Raw genomic sequence first — 17,902 nt, forward strand, 5'->3', positions numbered from 1 at the left:
GGCAAAAAAAATATGCCCACCAAAATCCTTGCTTTGGCGAGCATATTCTACCGCATTGCAGTAAAAAAACAGTAGCAAACTTGTTTAAATTGACATCGAACAACAAACAACAGTGACCACTGGCGTCACTCTTATCCCATATGCAAACCACCATTAATCGAGAAGTCAGATCCCGTTGCATATCCACCTTCATCCGATGCGATCCAGGCGACAATAGAAGCGATTTCTTCCGGTTCCGCCAGACGTTTTACCGGGATGCCGGAAACGATTTTTTCAAGCACATCAGGTCGAATCGCTTTCACCATATCCGTACCGACATAACCTGGAGAGACAGTATTGACCGTCACACCTTTGGTTGCAACTTCCTGCGCCAGCGCCATCGTAAATCCATGAATACCAGCTTTCGCGGTGGAATAATTAGTCTGACCAAACTGCCCTTTCTGCCCATTGACCGAAGAGATATTAATAATCCGACCCCAGCCACGATCAACCATACCTTCAATGACTTGCTTGGTGACGTTGAACAACGAGTTCAAGTTGGTATCCATCACGGCATCCCAATCGGCCTTGCTCATTTTCCGGAACTGACCATCACGGGTAATACCGGCGTTATTCACCAACACATCAATTTCACCAACTTCTGCCTTAACTTTATCAAAAGCAGCTTTGGTTGATTCCCAATCTGAAACGTTCCCCTCTGAAGCATGAATGTCCAGCCCCTCGGCACGCATATCGGCGAGCCATTTATCCTTGCGAGGAGAGTTCGGGCCACAACCTGCGATGACGGTATAGCCTTCTTTGCACAAACGTCTGCAAATTGGAGTCCCGATTCCACCCATACCACCTGTTACGTACGCAACACGTTTCGCCATACTTTTTCTCCTGTTTTAAATTTAAACTGCAGAAATATCCACCATTACACTAATTTGCTCTGACTTTGACGTAGCGTCCGGGGGCTGCTTCGATTTCCGTATATTCTGCATTTCCCGGTTTTACAGGTGCCTTTACCATTTTCCCGCCATGTTTTGCCAGAAATTCTGACCATACCGGCCACCAACTACCTTGATGTTCAACTGCGCCGGAAAACCAGGCATCAGCGCTCTCAGTTGCAACCGGATTAAACCAATAGCTGCGTTTTTTCTTTGCCGGAGGATTGATGACGCCGGCGATATGGCCAGAAGCGCCAAGCACAAACATATTTCGCTCTTTGTGCTCTGGATTCAATATATTCAGCGATGCAAAAGCGGCCTTCCAGGGAACGATGTGATCCTCACGGGAACCGTACACAAATACAGGCGCATCAATCGTTCCGAGAGAAACCTGATTACCTGCAACGGTCAACTCACTGGTTTGTCGTAATTTATTTTCCAGATAAGTATTTCTCAGATACCAGCAAAACATAGGCCCCGGTAAATTAGTACTATCGGCATTCCAATACAAAAGATCGAACGGCGGCGGCGCCTCCCCTTTCAGATAATTCGACTGCACATAGCTCCAAACCAGATCATTCGCACGTAAGCTTGAAAAAGTACTAGCCAGATCACGACCCGGCATAATGCCTTTCCGCCCGATACTTTGCTCGCGCAACGCAACCTGTACCTCGTCCACAAACACGTCCAGCACACCTGTGTCTGAAAAGTCCAGCAAGGTCGTCAACAATGTGAGGCTGCTTGCGGGATGAACTCCACGTGCCGCCAACACCGCCAAAGCCGTAGAAATAATCGTGCCACCGACGCAAAAACCAAAGGCATTCACCTTTTCTTGCTTACTGATGGCGCGTACGACCTCAAAAGCTTTGATTGCACCGTCTTCGATGTAGTCATCCCATGTCACTTCAGACATAGACTCATCGGGGTTGGCCCACGAAACCAGAAATACCGTGTGCCCTTGCTCAACGGCATAGCGTACCAGCGAGTTCTCTGGTTGCAGATCAAGAATGTAATATTTATTAATACAAGGCGGAATCATCAGCAATGGGCGCTGATGAACTGTTTTCGTCAGAGGGGTATATTGAATCAACTGAAATAAACGGTTTTCAAAAACCACTTTACCTACCGTTGTTGCTACGTTTTTACCCACTTCAAATGCAGACTCGTCCGTCTGCGATATGCGCCCCTTTTGCATATCAGCGAGCATCTGACTGATGCCTCGTGCCAGGCTTTCCCCTTTGCTTTCGATGAGCTTTGACTGCGCCTCGGGGTTTGTGACCAAGAAATTGGCTGGCGACATCGCATCAATCATTTGCTGCACCGCAAAACTAATTTTTTGTTTGATTTTTTGCGGCGCTTCAACTGCCTCAGCAATTGCCATCAGAAACCGTGCATTCAACAAATAGCTGGCAGCACTGTAAGAGTGCATCGCATGATTATGCCAGTCAGTGGCAGAAAAACGCTTATCGTTCAATTCAGGCAATTTCGATAAAGCGAAATCCTGCCATAAACGCCCGAACTCCTGCATGTATTCATTCTGCAAGCGTGCCAGCGCCGCCGGATCTATCTTCGCACCGATATCTTTTAACACATCTGATACCGGCATTTCCGCCATAGCCTTTACTGGCTGAACCCAATCCTGCCAAGGTGCCTGACTTCCCAACTGTGACATCCATTCGGAGTACATAGCTTGAGGATCGAAAGTCTTCATGCGAGTCTCCTGATTTTCGCGTATCGTTTCAAGTTAATTATTGAACGTCCTGCTATCCTGATATTTGATTTTCCTCTGCCGGACAGACTGATTTTAGAAAGAAATTGTATGTACATTGTCGCAATTGCCTGGATCTATGTTGTTTTGCTGATGGCAATGACTGAACCTTCATTTATCGCAGGATGCATGACTTTTATCATGTACTGTGTTTTTCCTTTGTCTATTGTTTTATACCTGATGCGCGCCCCTCAACGCAAGCATAAGCGAGCAGAAAATCAAGCTGCACCGCAACAATCCGGCTCTGACAAAGCCCATTCAGAAACATAAGCCGAAGACACTTATTTATTAGCTGCGGCGTCAAGCCAAATCAAACTGATCATGCGCCCGGTAACACCGTCGCGCCGATACGAATAAAAGTTTTCTTTATCGGTAAAGGTACAAAAGCTGCCGCCAAAAATATCATTGACACCTTCAAACAATAAAATTTCTCTCGCCAACTGATAGATATCAGCAAAATACTTTTCCGTCTCAGTCGAAGACGTTTTTTTGCTGAAGCAGTGTACAAAATTTTTACCTGTAGATGCAAAAACATCAACTACATCTTGACCAACCTCAAATGCGTCCGGACCAATTGCTGCCCCCATCCACGCAAAAATCCGGTCAGCTCCCCGAGCACGCATTTCGGCCACCGTACGCTGCAATATCCCATTCGCTAACCCGCGCCAACCCGCATGGGCGGCAGCAACAACTTTTCCGCTTTCGTCACAAAACAAAACTGGCAGACAATCAGCGGTCAGAATTGCGCAAACTTTCCCGCTGACCGAACTGACGACGGCATCAGCCTCCATTCCAGACTCAAGGACGTCAACATCCACGACAATATTACCGTGAACTTGTGATGGCAATATGACATCGGATGGCAGACATGCATTTATTTTTGCGCGATTCTCAAGAACCGCCGCCGGATGGTCCTGAACATGCAACCCGAGATTCATTCCATGTACTCCGCAAACATTCCCGTACACTCCGGAACTCACGCCACCACTGCGTAACGTTGAAAATGCCTTCACTGAGGAATGAATGCCGCACCAGTCGGGTTGGATTACCGGAAACGGCAAGGTGTCTTGCGGCATACGACTCATGGCAAGGAAATTCCAGCCTCATTCAGCAACTGAAGAAAATCATCAGCAACGGCCACTTCCCACTCCACATGTTCACCCGTCTGCGGATGAATTAATCCCAACTTCCTCGCTTGCAAGGCTTGTCGTGGGAAAAAACGTGCGAGATGCTGCTTGCCATACAAAGGATCCCCCACCAAAGGAAATCCTAGAGAATGCATGTGAACGCGAATCTGGTGGGTGCGACCAGTTTCTAACTGACATGCCACTAAGCTGACAGGAAATTTCTCTAACATTCCCGTCGCGATACGTTGAAAATGCGTGACGGCAGGCTTGGCAGTAATACTGCGGGAAACAGCCATCTTGATACGGTCACGCGGATGTCTTGCCATTGGCGCATCAACGGTACCGGAAACGTTAGGCGTTCCCCATACCAGCGCATAGTATTCGCGCTTAACGCTGCGATCTTGCAACTGACGCACCAAATCCGTGTGCGCTATCAGCGTTTTGGCAACAACCATTAATCCCGAGGTGTCTTTATCCAAACGGTGGACAATGCCAGCGCGCGGAACACCTAACAGTGCTGGCCACCGGAACAGCAAGCCATTCAACAACGTTCCCGACCAATTGCCGGCGGCGGGATGCACCACCAGTCCGGCCGGTTTGTTCACAACAATAACGGCGTCATCTTCATAAACGATATCCAGAGGAATGTCTTCCGGCGCAAAAGCACCTTCATCGGGAGCGGCCTGTGGCTCAATAATAATTTTTTCATCGCCAAGCATCGTCATCTTGGTACGCCCGGGCTTACCATCAACCGTAACGAAGCCGTCCTCTATCCATTGCTGAATGCGGCTACGGGAATATTCGGGAACCAATTTTGATATGGTCTTATCCAACCGTTCGCCGCATGCAGCGGAGGTCAGTTTTAATTCTATATTTTCTGCTGCTGAAGAGAAGTCTTCGTCCACTTCTTCATCGTCAACTGCTAAGTCTAAATCGACGTCAACATCAGAATCTGACAAAATCACTGTTGTAGTTGGTTTCACATTTTTTGTCATCGGCTATAATCCGTAAATTGTTTTCATGCTCACGCACAAATCTATGCACATTAAATCTTTGAAATTGCTGGTTCTGGCTATGGCCGCGTCGTTGACTTTAAGCGGCTGCGGGGCTTTTGGTGACAAGGGCGACGAGACCAGAACGTGGTCCGCATCAAAATTATACGCTGAAGCAAAAGACGAAATGTCGAATGGCGGATATGAAAAAGCAATTCAGTACTTCGAAAAGCTGGAATCCCGCTTTCCCTTTGGTACTTACGCCCAGCAAGCACAGATGGATACCGCTTATGCTTACTATAAGCAAGGTGATCAAGTGCAGGCACTGGCTGCAGTAGAACGTTTCATTAAATTACATCCGAATCACAGTCATGTCGATTACATGTATTACCTGCGTGGTCTGATTAATTTTAACGATCAGTTAGGCTTACTCAATTTCCTGGCAAATCAAGATATTACAGAGCGCGATCCGAAAGCATCACGCGATGCTTTCGATGCGTTCAAGCAACTGGCAACTCAGTTTCCGGATAGTCAGTACACTCCGGATGCAATCTCACGCATGAAATACTTGGTCAATGCGCTGGCGCAATACGATGTTCACGTTGCACGTTACTACGTCCGCCGTGGTGCGTACCTCGCTGCCGCCAACCGCGCGCAGGCGGCAATTACCGAATACCCTGATGCGCCGGCAATTGAAGAAGCGATGTTTTTACTGGTGAAATCTTATGACGCAATGGGAATGACGGAATTACGAGACGACGCGAATCGTGTATTTCTGAAAAATTTTCCTAACAGCGCTTACCTGACAGGTACCGCGAAAAACAAATCCGCTTGGTGGAAGTTCTGGTCCTGAAGTAGAAAAAATTTAAATAGCAAAGCCGGTCAATGACCGGCTTTTTTGTCTACGCTTAAATCTCCTCTATTCTCCGCCTGAAAACCCAACGTCCGTGCTCAGAAGCCTCCTCGTCGTATAAATAACCGTCAACGTTAAATTTTTTCAATAATTCAGGATCAGCAATTGCATTTTCAGCGCAATAACGTGCCATCAATCCGCGCGCGCGCTTGGCATAAAACGAAATAATTTTGTACCGACCATTTTTCCAGTCCTGGAAAACCGGATTAATAATGTCCGCATTCAATGAGGCTGGCTTAACAACCTTAAAATACTCTTCCGACGCCAGATTAATTAATACTTTTTCGTTTAAAGAGCGCAATTGCCCGTTCAACACGTCAGTTACTTTTTGTCCCCAAAATTGATACAGATTTTTGCCGCGCGGAGTCATTAAAGAAGTCCCCATCTCCAGCCTGTAGGCCTGCAACTGATCCATAGGTCTAAGCACTCCATACAAACCGGATAAAATCCGGACATGTTTCTGCAGATAAGTTAAATGGTGCGCTTGCAGACTGGCCGCGTTCAACCCTTCGTAAACATCCCCATTAAATGCAAAAATGGCTTGCCTGCTCCGATTAGAGTCTGGCGTTTTCGTCCATAGCCGAAAACGATCAACATTTAAACGAGCTAACGCCGGCGAAATTTCCATCAGCTTAATTAAATCAAGCTCAGATAGGCCTCGCGAAATGGATACCAATTCTTCCGCCTCATCCAAAAGCTCAGGTACCGTAGAAATATTTGTAGAAATCGGGGTTTGAAAATCAAGACTTTTGGCTGGAGATAATACAATGAGCATAAAAATTAACGAGATTAAACATAATGACCGCAATCATACCCAAGCACATCGTCATTGACACAAATGTCTGTCTGGATTTATTCGTTTTCAATGATCCGCGCTGGCTAGACATTCTTCACGGATTAAAGAATGGACAGTTAAAAGCCATTACCCGCACCGACTGCAGAGAAGAATGGCTGGCAGTTCTGAAGTATCCACACCTGCCGGTGACTCAGGATAAGCTGCCAAATATTTGCCAACAATTCGATCTTCTCATCGAGTGCGTCGCACCGCCATTAAATGCGGATATACGATTACCGATATGTAGCGACAAAGATGATCAGAAATTTCTTGAGATCGCCAGAGACAGTTCCGCAACCACACTGATCACAAAAGACAAAGCATTACTGAAGTTGGCAAGAAAAATACGCAAAGCCGGGCTCTTTTCTGTAGAAACACCTGAGCAATTTTTAATAGCATGGACTCAGGAAAACAGCAAAACCAACGACAATCAAGTAAAACAATGATAAATTTTATTCCCATAGATCATTCTGCGATAAAGTACTGCTACTATGTTGTGGAGACTTGAAATGTAATTTACGGGCAGAAATAAAAAGATTACTGAAAATAAAATTGCACGATGAATTAAATAGATAGATAACGCACTATTGAGTACAAAAAAAACGCTCATTTTTGCCTAAAATTAACAATAACCCATGATATTTGTGGAAAAATTGCACAAAAGTCACAGCGATTATGGAGAGTGAAGAATTATGACCGATTCAGCAGATGATCTTGATGCATTGTTTGAAGAGATGGCAAGTCAACGCCAGGAAACAGAAACGTCACCCTCCGCAGGAACGGACGCTGCTTCAGCAACGACAAACAACGTAATGCAGGTTGGTGAACAACCACCGAAACTGAATCCACGCAACACAGACATTGAGTCTACAAAGCCTATTTTTGATCGTTTAGGCAACGTTGTCCGCATGTTGCATGACTCAATGCGACAGTTAGGCTATGATCGCTCCCTCTCTGACGTCGCGATTCAGGTTGCAGATGCGCAGGATAGGCTGGAGTATGTTGCAACATTGACAGAACAAGCGGCAAATAAAGTACTCAATGCGACTGACCTCGGAATGCCTGAGCAGGATGAACTCGCTAAAAAAGCGAAGAGCATGGACGTGCGTTGGACCGATTTATTTGAAGGCAAACTCAGCGTAGAAGAATTCAAGTCATTGGCATCAGACTCCAAAACTTTTGCCAATGCAGTTCTGACAGCGACGGATGCGGAGAAAGCTCGCCTTCTCGATATCATGATGGCGCAAGATTTTCAGGATCTGACTGGTCAGTTAATCAAGAAAGTCGTTGCAATCAATAAAGCGGTAGAGCACGAATTGGCTCAGATACTTCTTGATAATGCGCCGACAGAGTTGAAAGAGAAAGCAGTCGAATTGATGGAGGGGCCATCCGTACCGAACGCCGCACTGGAACAGGATGACGTAGATAATCTTCTTGATAGCCTGGGTTTCTGATGGATGATATGCTCAAAGAATTTGTCGTTGAGGCACTCGATCTCGCGACAAACGTAGAAGAACACCTGTTGTCTCTCGAACGTAATCCGGGCGACATGAATACACTGAATGCTGTCTTCCGATCGTTCCATACGATCAAAGGTGGCGCGGGTTTTATGAACCTATCTGCAATGGTTTCTGCATGTCATTTAACAGAAAACCTGTTTGATGCATTGAGAACCGGCCAAGTCGCGGTCACACCTGAAGCGATCGAGGCAGCATTGGAAGCCAGCGGTTTTGTTGCCGATCAACTTACCGCACTGAACAACGGCGTCCCTCCTGAACAACTTTCAACGATGCCGAAAGCACTGGAAGCGATGCTGACAGATGCCATTGAGAGCAAGGGGGTCAGTAAAAAAGCCGCGGCACCAGCAACACCTCAAGTAGCGGCAACTGCGCCTGAACCGGTTGCGGTTAGTACATCGACGCCATCAGCCAACAATACTGATGGCGTCGATTGGGAAGCATATTACAGAGCAGTAACGCCGGCCGGCACATTACCTGAACCAGTAGCAACTGCCGTAGCGACGGCTCCAAAAGCGCCTTCTGCAAAAGAAGAACACGAAGCAGTTAAATCGTCGTTGTCCAGCACAGACGTCAAACATACAGCCCCAGCCAAAGAGGAAAGCATACGGATAGATGCCGTGAAGCTGAACGTCCTGCTTGAGGTAGCGGGCGAATCTGTCCAAGCTGCAAACCAGGCTGCGGTGTTGCTGGAAAAATTATCGCAATTCAAGTTTGATGGTCAGGCTGCACCTCTGATGGCAGCACTGACAGAGACGCTGACCCGCGCATCTCGTTATTCAACTGAACTGCAACGCGCAACGTTAGCCACCCGCATGCAACCTGTCGGGCGCCTGTTTCAGAAATTCCCTCGCCTAGTCCGCGAACTGGCAAGAGACTTGGGCAAAGAGGTGGATTTAAATATTGAGGGAGCAGAAACAGAAGTTGACCGCGTTGTTGTTGATAGTCTGTACGATCCATTGGTGCACATGCTGCGCAATGCGCTGGATCACGGCATTGAAACTGCAGAAGAACGTTTGGCAAGCAATAAAACAGCAAGATCAACCATTTCACTGAAAGCGTGGCAAGAAGCCAGCAGCGTCATGATTGAAGTGTCTGATGACGGCAAAGGCATGGACGCGCAACGACTCCGGGATAAAGCCATCTCAAAAGGTCTGATCAACGCACACGATGCGCGAACTGATGATGAAGCTTTCCAGCTGGTGTTTTTACCTGGTTTTTCCACCAAAGAAGTTGCCTCCAGCGTTTCGGGTCGTGGCGTAGGTATGGACGTTGTAAAAACAGCAGTAGAACGCCATCGCGGTGCGATCCGCATTTCATCAGAATTAGGCAAAGGTACGACGTTTTTAATCCGCTTACCAATTGAGCTTTCTATTGTCCCTACGATGCTGGTGCGTACCGATGGCGCATCCTTGGCACTTCCTATGGCGACAGTGCAACGTGTTGTAGAATTGCCTGAGACATTTGAAAGTGTCGGCGGTCAACCTGTGCTTCGCGATCTGGGTCGCCCATTACCGGTTAAATCTCTGGGCAAAGTGCTCGGTTACATGCCATCGTCAGAACGGGTTGGCATTGTTATCGCTGCGCCAAATCCTTATATTTTATCGGTAGATTCGGTAGATGGAACCGCAGATCTGGTGATCAAACCACTCACCTGCATCAGCACCCCCGGCATTACTGGCACTGCTCGCTCGGCTGAAGGCGAACTCGTTCTGGTTACCAGCCTGTCTTTCCTCATTGACGGCTGCAAAGTTCGCGAGATGATGACGGCGTAGTTTTTCTCACATTGCATCAAGTACAAAAGGGCTTCACTCCGATAGGATTGAAGCCCTTATATTTTCTACTTGCCCGCTCCCCCCCCTTTCTTACGGCAATACGAAAAAACAGACTTTCGCGTACTCTGTCAGAATAACGGCATTCATATTCATTATTCCGTGCAATGCCAACATCATCATTAGTAAAGCAAGTGAGCGATCTGGATGATTTTTTACAACCCAGCGCCTTTTCACGCCTGCCAGCCAGTTTCTATACGCACTTGCAGCCTACTCCGCTACCACAACCATACGCCATCGCCGTCAGTACACCAGTTGCGGCACAATTCAATCTGGATCCGGCATTGCTGCTCACACCAAGATACGTTGAGGCTTTCACTGGAAATTGTAATATTCCTGGAGCGAATCCACTGGCCAGCATTTACTCAGGTCATCAATTTGGCGCATGGGCAGGGCAACTCGGTGATGGTCGGGCGATACTTTTAGGTGATGCCATAGATAAACATCAGCAACGCTTTGAAGTTCAACTGAAAGGCGCAGGCCCAACCCCCTATTCCCGCTCCGGCGATGGACGAGCCGTACTGAGATCGTCGATCCGTGAACTCTTGTGTTCCGAAGCAATGCAGGCACTGAGAATACCAACATCCAGAGCGTTGGCGATCACTGGGTCTGATCAGGGCGTGATGCGAGAAACGGTAGAAACCAGCGCGGTCGTTACGCGACTCGCTCCTAGCTTTATCCGTTTTGGATCATTTGAGCATTGGTACTACAACAACCGTCCTGACGAATTAAAAATTCTGGCGGATTTTGTGATCAGGCATCACTATCCTGATGCACTGGAACAGCCTAATCCCTATCAGGCATTCCTCAGTACGGTAACGCAAAAAACAGCTGAACTGATCGCCTGCTGGCAGTCCGTCGGATTCATGCATGGCGTCATGAATACAGACAACATGTCTATCCTGGGCTTAACACTGGACTATGGTCCGTTTGGATTTATGGAAAAGTATGATGAAAGGCACATTTGTAATCATACAGATCAACAAGGCCGATACTCCTACCGTATGCAGCCCACAATCGGACACTGGAATACACATGCGCTTGGCCAGGCCTTACTGCCGCTGATAGGCAGTGTAGAAGATACGCAACTGGCACTGGATTGTTACTCGTCTTCTTTTACAAATAAATGGGAAGCACTGCTACGTAAAAAACTCGGATTATTGACCATTCAAAATGGCGATAAGGAACTGACTGATCAGCTATTTAATATCATGCAGGAAAACCATGCTGATTTCACGCATACTTTCAGATACCTGAGTCACCTCGAAAATCACGCCAACTCAAAAGACGACGATTTCGTCAGTTTATTCAGCAATACTCAAGCCGCGGTTGATTGGCTGGAACTTTACCGGACACGGCTGGTCTCTGAAGGCAGTAAAGCCGAAGAAAGACAAAGTCGTATGCAAGCGAGCAATCCCAAATATGTGCTGCGAAACTATCTTGCGCAAATTGCGATTGAAAAAGCGCAGAATAAGGATTTCAGTGAAGTCCAAAAGCTGCTGACAATTCTCGAACACCCTTTTGATGAACAGCCAGAGCATCATCTATACTCAGATGAGCCACCGACTTGGGCACAACATCTCGAAATCAGTTGTTCGTCGTAAACGAAAGAAAATATGAATAAAATGCATAAGACCGATGCTGAGTGGCGCGCTCAGCTTGATCCTATCGAATATCAGGTTACGCGCCATGCAGCCACGGAAAGAGCGTTTACCGGAAAATACTGGGATCACCACGATATCGGCATCTACACTTGCGTCTGCTGCAATACACCACTGTTTACATCCGATACAAAATTTGATTCTGGCTGTGGATGGCCAAGTTATTTTCGTGCACTCAACCCCGCGAATGTCTTGGAGAAGACAGACACATCTCACGGCATGACTCGCACCGAAATTGTGTGTAATATCTGCGACGCCCACCTTGGGCACGTCTTTCCTGATGGCCCACCGCCAACAGGACTACGTTATTGTATTAATTCTGCGTCTTTGAAATTTGAACCTTTGCCTGAGTAATTTTTTAATGAAATTTTTATTTGATATTTTCCCCGTCATTCTGTTTTTTGTGACGTTCAAATGGGGAGAAAACCACCCTACTGCTGCACAGGCGTATGTAACTGAATTTCTTTCCGGACTCGTGTCAGGTGGCGGCAGCGCCGAGGAAGTTGCGCCAATTCTACTTGCCACGGCTGTGACACTGGTTGCATCTGTATGCCAGATCGCCTATCTGCTTATACGTAGAAAGAAGGTCGATGCAATGCTTTGGATCTCATTCATCGTCATCATGGTGTTCGGTGGGGCAACTATTTATTTCCATAGCGAAGCATTTATTAAATGGAAACCAACTGTTCTTTACTGGTGTTATGCCGTAGCGTTTTTGCTGGCACAGTTTGGCTTTAAGAAAAATCTGATCCGTACTGCAATGGAATCGCAAGTAAAACTCCCCGAGCAAATCTGGTCCCGCCTCAGTCTTGCGTGGATCTGCTTTTTTTTAGTAATGGGAATCGCGAATCTACTGGTAGCCTACAATTTCACGACGTCAGCCTGGGCGAATTTCAAGCTGATATCCATGATAGGGATCATGCCTGCATTCGTTATTATTCAAAGCTTATTTTTAACAAAATACATGGAAGAAACTGAGTCATGACCCGTTTTGAAAAATTACACATACGTCTGACAGAAAATTTGCACCCTGTACTGTGTGAACTTCAGGATGACTCCCATGCACATGCAGGACATGCAGGTGCCGCATCAGGAGGAAGTCATTACAGTTTGAAAATAATTTGTCCTCAATTTGAGGGCTTAAATCGCATTTCCCGCCATCGTCTGGTGTATGATGCCATTGGCGATATGATGCACACGGAAATTCACGCACTGGCAATCAGTGCACTTGCTCCGTCAGAGATACCGACCTAACCTAAGCAGTTTACTTATAATCCGTTTTTTATTTTGTTATTTTAGGAACAGACAATGACTTTTAAACCTGCTCATTTGCTGGTAGTACTTCTTGCAACAGCCCTGCCTGCAATGGCTCAAAATCTTGCTGTAGTCAATGGCAAAGCAATTCCTTCTTCTCGCGTAGATGCAATGGTCAAACAACTGGCATCGCAAGGTCAGCAAGACAGCCCACAGTTGCGCGCAATGGTGAAGCAAGAGCTGATTAATCGTGAAGTATTAATGCAGGAAGCTGAAAAATCTGGCCTCGCTTCGAATGCAGAAGTAAAAAATCAATTGGAAATCGCCCGTCAATCTTTGCTGATTCGTGCGCTGATGATTGATTATGTAAAGAAAAATCCTGTTTCCGATGCCGAAGTACAGGCTGAATACGACAAAGCAAAAACACAAGCTGGCGACAAGGAATATCACGCCTATCATATTCTGGTAGAAAAAGAAGATGATGCAAAAGCGATCATTTTGAAATTGAAAGCTGGCGCTAAATTTGAAGAATTAGCTAAACAATCTAAAGATACAGGATCCGCAGCAAAAGGCGGTGATCTTGACTGGGCAACACCAGCAACATTCGTTCCTGCATTCTCTCAAGCAATGACTGCTTTGCAAAAGGGTCAGTTTACCGAAACACCGGTTAAAACTGAATTTGGCTTTCACATCATCAAATTAGATGATGTACGCACAGCAAAATTCCCGACACTGGAAGAAGTAAAACCACAGATCGTTGATGGACTGCAGCAACAAAAAGTGCAGGCTTATCAACAAGCGTTGGTGAAAAAAGCAAAAGTTCAGTAATTACAGTCAGGTTCAGTTCAAAAAAGAGGCGTATTAAACGCCTCTTTTTTTATTTGCGATGGGTCAAATAAAATCAGCAAAATCACAAAAATAAGAAAGGGGGCAAAAGCCCCCTTTCTTCAATTCAACCTTAGATCAACCCACCCATTTTCTTGCATTTCGGAACATGCGCATCCATGGTGAGTCATCATTCCAGTCATCCGGATGCCAGGAATGAATCGCTGTGCGGAACACACGTTCGGCATGCGGCATCATCACTGTAAAGCGCCCATCCAGATTCGTTACAGAAGTAATTCCCTGCGGTGAACCGTTCGGATTGTACGGATAGCTTTCAGTAACATCTCCGCTGTTGTTAACGAATTGCATTGCCACTTGTGCTTTAGCAATATCGCCGGTCGTAGAAAAATCAGCAAAACCTTCGCCGTGGGCTACCGCGATTGGAGTTTGCGTCCCCGCCATGCCACTGAAAAAGACAGAAGCAGAATCCAACACTTCAACCATCGAAAAACGTGCTTCGAATTGTTCAGATTTGTTCTTGGTAAATTTCGGCCACGCTTCCGCCCCAGGGATAATCGATTTCAGATTACTCATCATCTGACAACCATTACAAATACCCAAACCAAATGTGTCAGTTCTGTGGAAAAACTCAGAGAATTGCTGAGACAACATCGCATTAAACAAGATCGTTTTTGCCCAGCCCTCACCCGCCCCCAATACGTCTCCATAAGAGAAGCCACCGACAGCGATCAAGCCTTTAAAATGACTCAGATTCGCACGACCAGCAATCAAATCGCTCATGTGTACGTCGACAGATTCGAACCCCGCCTTATGCATGACATAAGCAGTTTCGATATGAGAATTCACGCCCTGTTCGCGCAAGATTGCCACCTTAGGACGAACACCGGTAGCGATAAACGGAGCAGCAACATCATCATTGATATCAAAACTTAACTTAGGCTGCATCCCTGGGTCTTGTACATCACTGATGCGGGCGTACTCTGCATCAGCGCAAGCCGGATTATCGCGCAGGCGAGCGATCTGCCAGCTGGTTTTACTCCATGTCTGATGAAGTTCCGATCTGAGTTTTTTGAATATCTGTTTTACGTCACGGTAAAACTCTATCGAGTCACTGGCATTCGGCTTGCCAATAATGTGGCTACAGGCACCGAGATTATGTGAGCGTAAAACATCCATGACTTCAGAGCGTTGTTCGGTGCGCACCTGAATCACGGCGCCCAATTCTTCATTGAACAATGCCCGTAATGTCAGATCATTTCTTCTTTCCGCTACTTGACCGGCCCAATTTTTGGCGTCACCCTGATCTGCAGCATGCTCGGTTTCCATCGTCAGGATATCGAGATTAATCGCCAGCCCTGCGCGACCAGCAAACGCCATCTCACACAAAGTCGCAAACAAACCACCGTCAGAACGGTCATGGTAAGCCAGCAGTTTATCTTCACTGTTCAATTGTTGAATAGCAGCGAAGAAAGCCCTCAGGTCAGCAGCGCTGTCAACATCTGGCACCTCATTGCCAATCACTTGCATCACTTGTGCAAAAGCCGAAGCACCGAGGCGATTTCGCCCACGACCAAGATCAATCAGAATCAGGCTTGTATCACCTTTATCCAGGCGTATTTGCGGCGTCAGTGTCTTACGCACATCATAGACAGGTGAGAAACCCGATATGATCAACGACACTGGCGACGTCACAGACTTATTGTCGTCACTATCTTTCCACGTTGTACGCATTGACAGCGAATCTTTACCGACTGGAATACTGACGCCAAGTGCCGGGCATAAATCCATACCGACAGCTTTCACTGTATCAAACAAGGCAGCATCCTGACCTGGCTGACCGCAAGCCGCCATCCAGTTTGCAGATAATTTGATATCTGAAATATCTTTGATCGGTGCCGCAGCAATATTCGTAATCGCCTCACCAACGGCCATACGACCCGAAGCCGGCGCATTAATGACCGCAAGCGGAGTGCGCTCCCCCATGGCCATTGCCTCACCCAGAACGCCCTCAAAACTCATTGTTGTCACGGCACAATCAGCCACAGGTACCTGCCATGGTCCGACCATCTGATCACGTACGGTCGTTGCACCAACTGTTCTGTCGCCGATCGTAATCAGAAACGATTTATCAGCCACTGTAGGTAAACTTAAAACGCGCTCCGCCACATCATCAAGATTGATACCCGTCAGATCCAAGGGCTTATATGATGTCTGCAGGCGCTCAACGTTTCTGTGCATCTTAGGAGGTTTGCCCAGCAATACATTCATCGGCATATCGACAGGTGTATTACTATGTTCTGGATCGATCACTTTCAATTGCCGTTCTTCTGTCGCAGTACCGACTACGGCAAACGGACAACGTTCGCGCTCACAAAAGCCACGGAAAAGTTCCAGACTCTCAGGAGCGATTGCGAGCACATAACGTTCTTGTGATTCGTTACTCCAGATTTCTTTTGGAGCCATACCGCTTTCTTCCAGATGCACTTTGCGCAAATCAAATATAGCACCACGCTTTGCGTCATTCGTTATTTCAGGAAACGCGTTCGACAAACCTCCGGCGCCAACATCATGGATAGATAAAATCGGATTCGCATCAGCCATTTGCCAGCAAGAATTGATCACCTCCTGCGCGCGCCGCTCCATTTCTGGATTTCCGCGCTGAACCGAATCGAAATCAAGATCAGCAGTATTCGTACCTGTCGCCATAGAAGAAGCGGCACTGCCCCCCATCCCGATACGCATACCTGGTCCACCAAGTTGTATCAACAAGCTGCCTATCGGCAAATCATTTTTCTTGGTATGTTGAGCTGAAATACTGCCGATACCACCAGCGATCATGATGGGTTTATGATAGCCGTACACAGTACCACCAACGTTTTGCTCGTAAGTACGGAAGTAGCCACCCAAATTAGGGCGGCCAAACTCATTGTTAAATGCGGCACCACCCAAGGGCCCATCAATCATGATTTGCAATGGCGAAGCGATGCGGTCAGGTTTTCCGTACGCAGATTCTGTTTCTGCACCGCCATCACAATCCGTCGCGTTTTCCCAAGGCTGATTCATTCCCGGGAGTGACAGATTAGAAACGGTAAATCCCGTCAATCCTGCTTTAGGTTTTGCCCCTCTGCCGGTCGCACCTTCATCACGAATTTCGCCGCCTGCACCGGTAGATGCGCCAGGAAATGGTGAAATTGCTGTCGGATGGTTATGCGTCTCCACCTTCATCAAAATATGGGTTAATTCTTCCGACAACGCATAAGTACCCGTTTTACTGTCGCGAGGATAAAAACGCTGAACTTTTGCACCTTCGATAATTGAGGAATTATCGCTATAAGCAACGACGGTTCCCTGTGGATGCAGCTCGTGGGTATTTTTAATCATCTGAAACAAAGACTTATCTTGCTCAACACCGTCAATGGTCCAATCTGCATTAAATATTTTATGACGGCAATGCTCGCTGTTTGCCTGTGCAAACATCATTAATTCAACGTCAGTCGGATTACGTTTGACGGAATTAAAAGCATCTACCAGATAATCGATTTCATCATCGGATAAGGCAAGGCCTAACTCGCTATTGGCATTCAGCAAGGCATTTTTACCACCGCTCAGAATATCAACAGATTCCAGAGGTTTTGCTTGCAACTCGGAAAACAGCGCACCGGCATCACCAAGATTCGTCAATACCATTTCAGTCATACGATCATGCAATAAAGCAGAGATGGCTTCTCGGGATGACTGCTTCACTTCTTTGGTTCCACCAAAAAAGCCTGTTTTCATTTGTACAAAGTAGCTGATACCACGCTCGATACGATGCACCTGATGCATACCACAATTGCGCGCAATATCAGTTGCTTTACTTGCCCACGGAGAAATCGTGCCGATACGCGGAATAACGATAAAAGATTCACCGTCCTGAGATCCATTGAAACGGTCGCCGTAAACTAATAAAGCTTCAAGACGTTCAATATCATTCTTTTGCAATTCAACGCTGACATCAACAAAATGTTGGTATCTTGCAGTGACGCCGATAATATTTGCATCGACTTCCTGCAAACGATTCAGAAGATTGGATGTACGGAAAGCAGACAGGGCATTGGAGCCTGGCAATATCAACATGGCTAGAGGAGTAGTTGAGGCAATAGCAGGAGACAGTTTCTCTCTAACTATCGCAGGTTGGATGAGAAAAGCGTGATTATACCTTGATGCCCTTACAGGCTCCAGAAGGCAT

The 17,902-nt window shown here is 46.8% G+C and carries 16 protein-coding genes; 10 read left to right on the plus strand and 6 right to left on the minus strand.

What is annotated here, in order from left to right; all coding sequences use genetic code 11:
- Window positions 1–131 precede the first annotated feature (131 nt).
- Both H8K38_RS14400 and phaC read right to left on the minus strand, forming a co-directional pair.
- Window positions 132–872 carry a 3-ketoacyl-ACP reductase gene (locus tag H8K38_RS14400; protein ID WP_186885523.1) on the minus strand — a complete coding sequence of 247 codons (741 nt, stop codon included), beginning with the start codon at window positions 870–872 and terminating at the stop codon, window positions 132–134.
- A 49-nt stretch (window positions 873–921) separates the two neighbouring features.
- Window positions 922–2,640 (minus strand): class I poly(R)-hydroxyalkanoic acid synthase, encoded by a 1,719-nt coding sequence (phaC, locus tag H8K38_RS14405; protein ID WP_186885524.1) that lies wholly within the window; start codon window positions 2,638–2,640, stop codon window positions 922–924.
- Here phaC and H8K38_RS18725 point away from each other — a divergent pair.
- On the plus strand, window positions 2,620–2,967 hold the full coding sequence (locus H8K38_RS18725) for a hypothetical protein (RefSeq protein WP_370587101.1): 348 nt from the start codon (window positions 2,620–2,622) through the stop codon (window positions 2,965–2,967). The two genes, phaC and H8K38_RS18725, sit on opposite strands and share 21 nt — an antisense overlap.
- 11 nt (window positions 2,968–2,978) lie before the next feature.
- Here H8K38_RS18725 and pgeF read toward each other — a convergent pair whose 3' ends face one another.
- Together pgeF and H8K38_RS14420 are read right to left on the minus strand one after the other, a co-directional pair.
- On the minus strand, window positions 2,979–3,773 hold the full coding sequence (gene pgeF, locus H8K38_RS14415; protein WP_186885525.1) for a peptidoglycan editing factor PgeF: 795 nt from the start codon (window positions 3,771–3,773) through the stop codon (window positions 2,979–2,981).
- A gap of 5 nt (window positions 3,774–3,778) precedes the next feature.
- Window positions 3,779–4,819, minus strand: coding sequence for an RluA family pseudouridine synthase (locus tag H8K38_RS14420; protein WP_186885526.1), 1,041 nt, complete (start codon window positions 4,817–4,819; stop codon window positions 3,779–3,781).
- 43 nt (window positions 4,820–4,862) lie between these two features.
- Between H8K38_RS14420 and H8K38_RS14425 the strand changes: the two genes are divergently transcribed.
- The gene (locus H8K38_RS14425; RefSeq protein ID WP_186885527.1) at window positions 4,863–5,669 is read left to right on the plus strand and encodes an outer membrane protein assembly factor BamD; all 807 of its coding nucleotides are present in this window, start codon (window positions 4,863–4,865) and stop codon (window positions 5,667–5,669) included.
- 55 nt (window positions 5,670–5,724) lie between these two features.
- On the opposite strand, the gene yaaA is transcribed toward H8K38_RS14425, so the two are convergent.
- Complete coding sequence (gene yaaA / locus H8K38_RS14430; RefSeq protein WP_186885528.1) at window positions 5,725–6,504, minus strand: peroxide stress protein YaaA; 780 nt, start codon at window positions 6,502–6,504, stop codon at window positions 5,725–5,727.
- Window positions 6,505–6,527: 23 nt separating this feature from the next.
- Here yaaA and H8K38_RS14435 point away from each other — a divergent pair, with 23 nt between their 5' ends.
- From H8K38_RS14435 to H8K38_RS14470, 8 genes are all read left to right on the plus strand, one after another.
- Window positions 6,528–7,010: a putative toxin-antitoxin system toxin component, PIN family gene (locus tag H8K38_RS14435; RefSeq protein WP_186885529.1), complete on the plus strand. Its 483-nt coding sequence runs from the start codon at window positions 6,528–6,530 to the stop codon at window positions 7,008–7,010.
- Window positions 7,011–7,256: 246 nt separating this feature from the next.
- Window positions 7,257–8,018, plus strand: a complete 762-nt coding sequence (locus H8K38_RS14440) for a protein phosphatase CheZ (protein WP_186885530.1) — start codon at window positions 7,257–7,259, stop codon at window positions 8,016–8,018.
- Window positions 8,018–9,856 (plus strand): chemotaxis protein CheA, encoded by a 1,839-nt coding sequence (locus tag H8K38_RS14445; RefSeq protein ID WP_186885531.1) that lies wholly within the window; start codon window positions 8,018–8,020, stop codon window positions 9,854–9,856. The genes H8K38_RS14440 and H8K38_RS14445 overlap by 1 nt, the downstream gene beginning before the upstream one ends.
- A gap of 164 nt (window positions 9,857–10,020) precedes the next feature.
- Window positions 10,021–11,517, plus strand: coding sequence for a YdiU family protein (locus tag H8K38_RS14450; protein ID WP_186885532.1), 1,497 nt, complete (start codon window positions 10,021–10,023; stop codon window positions 11,515–11,517).
- 12 nt (window positions 11,518–11,529) lie between these two features.
- Complete coding sequence (msrB, locus tag H8K38_RS14455; protein ID WP_186885533.1) at window positions 11,530–11,928, plus strand: peptide-methionine (R)-S-oxide reductase MsrB; 399 nt, start codon at window positions 11,530–11,532, stop codon at window positions 11,926–11,928.
- Between the two features lie 7 nt (window positions 11,929–11,935).
- Window positions 11,936–12,559, plus strand: a complete 624-nt coding sequence (locus H8K38_RS14460; RefSeq protein ID WP_186885534.1) for a septation protein A — start codon at window positions 11,936–11,938, stop codon at window positions 12,557–12,559.
- Window positions 12,556–12,828, plus strand: coding sequence for a BolA family transcriptional regulator (locus H8K38_RS14465; RefSeq protein ID WP_186885535.1), 273 nt, complete (start codon window positions 12,556–12,558; stop codon window positions 12,826–12,828). Before H8K38_RS14460 ends, H8K38_RS14465 begins: the two co-directional genes overlap by 4 nt.
- Before the next feature lie 54 nt (window positions 12,829–12,882).
- The gene (locus tag H8K38_RS14470; RefSeq protein WP_186885536.1) at window positions 12,883–13,656 is read left to right on the plus strand and encodes a peptidylprolyl isomerase; all 774 of its coding nucleotides are present in this window, start codon (window positions 12,883–12,885) and stop codon (window positions 13,654–13,656) included.
- Between the two features lie 135 nt (window positions 13,657–13,791).
- On the opposite strand, the gene purL is transcribed toward H8K38_RS14470, so the two are convergent.
- Window positions 13,792–17,790, minus strand: coding sequence for a phosphoribosylformylglycinamidine synthase (purL, locus tag H8K38_RS14475; RefSeq protein WP_186885537.1), 3,999 nt, complete (start codon window positions 17,788–17,790; stop codon window positions 13,792–13,794).
- Between the last annotated feature and the right edge of the window lie 112 nt (window positions 17,791–17,902).

Source organism: Undibacterium sp. FT79W, from assembly GCF_014284215.1.
GTDB classification, from domain to species: Bacteria; Pseudomonadota; Gammaproteobacteria; order Burkholderiales; family Burkholderiaceae_D; genus Undibacterium; species Undibacterium aquatile.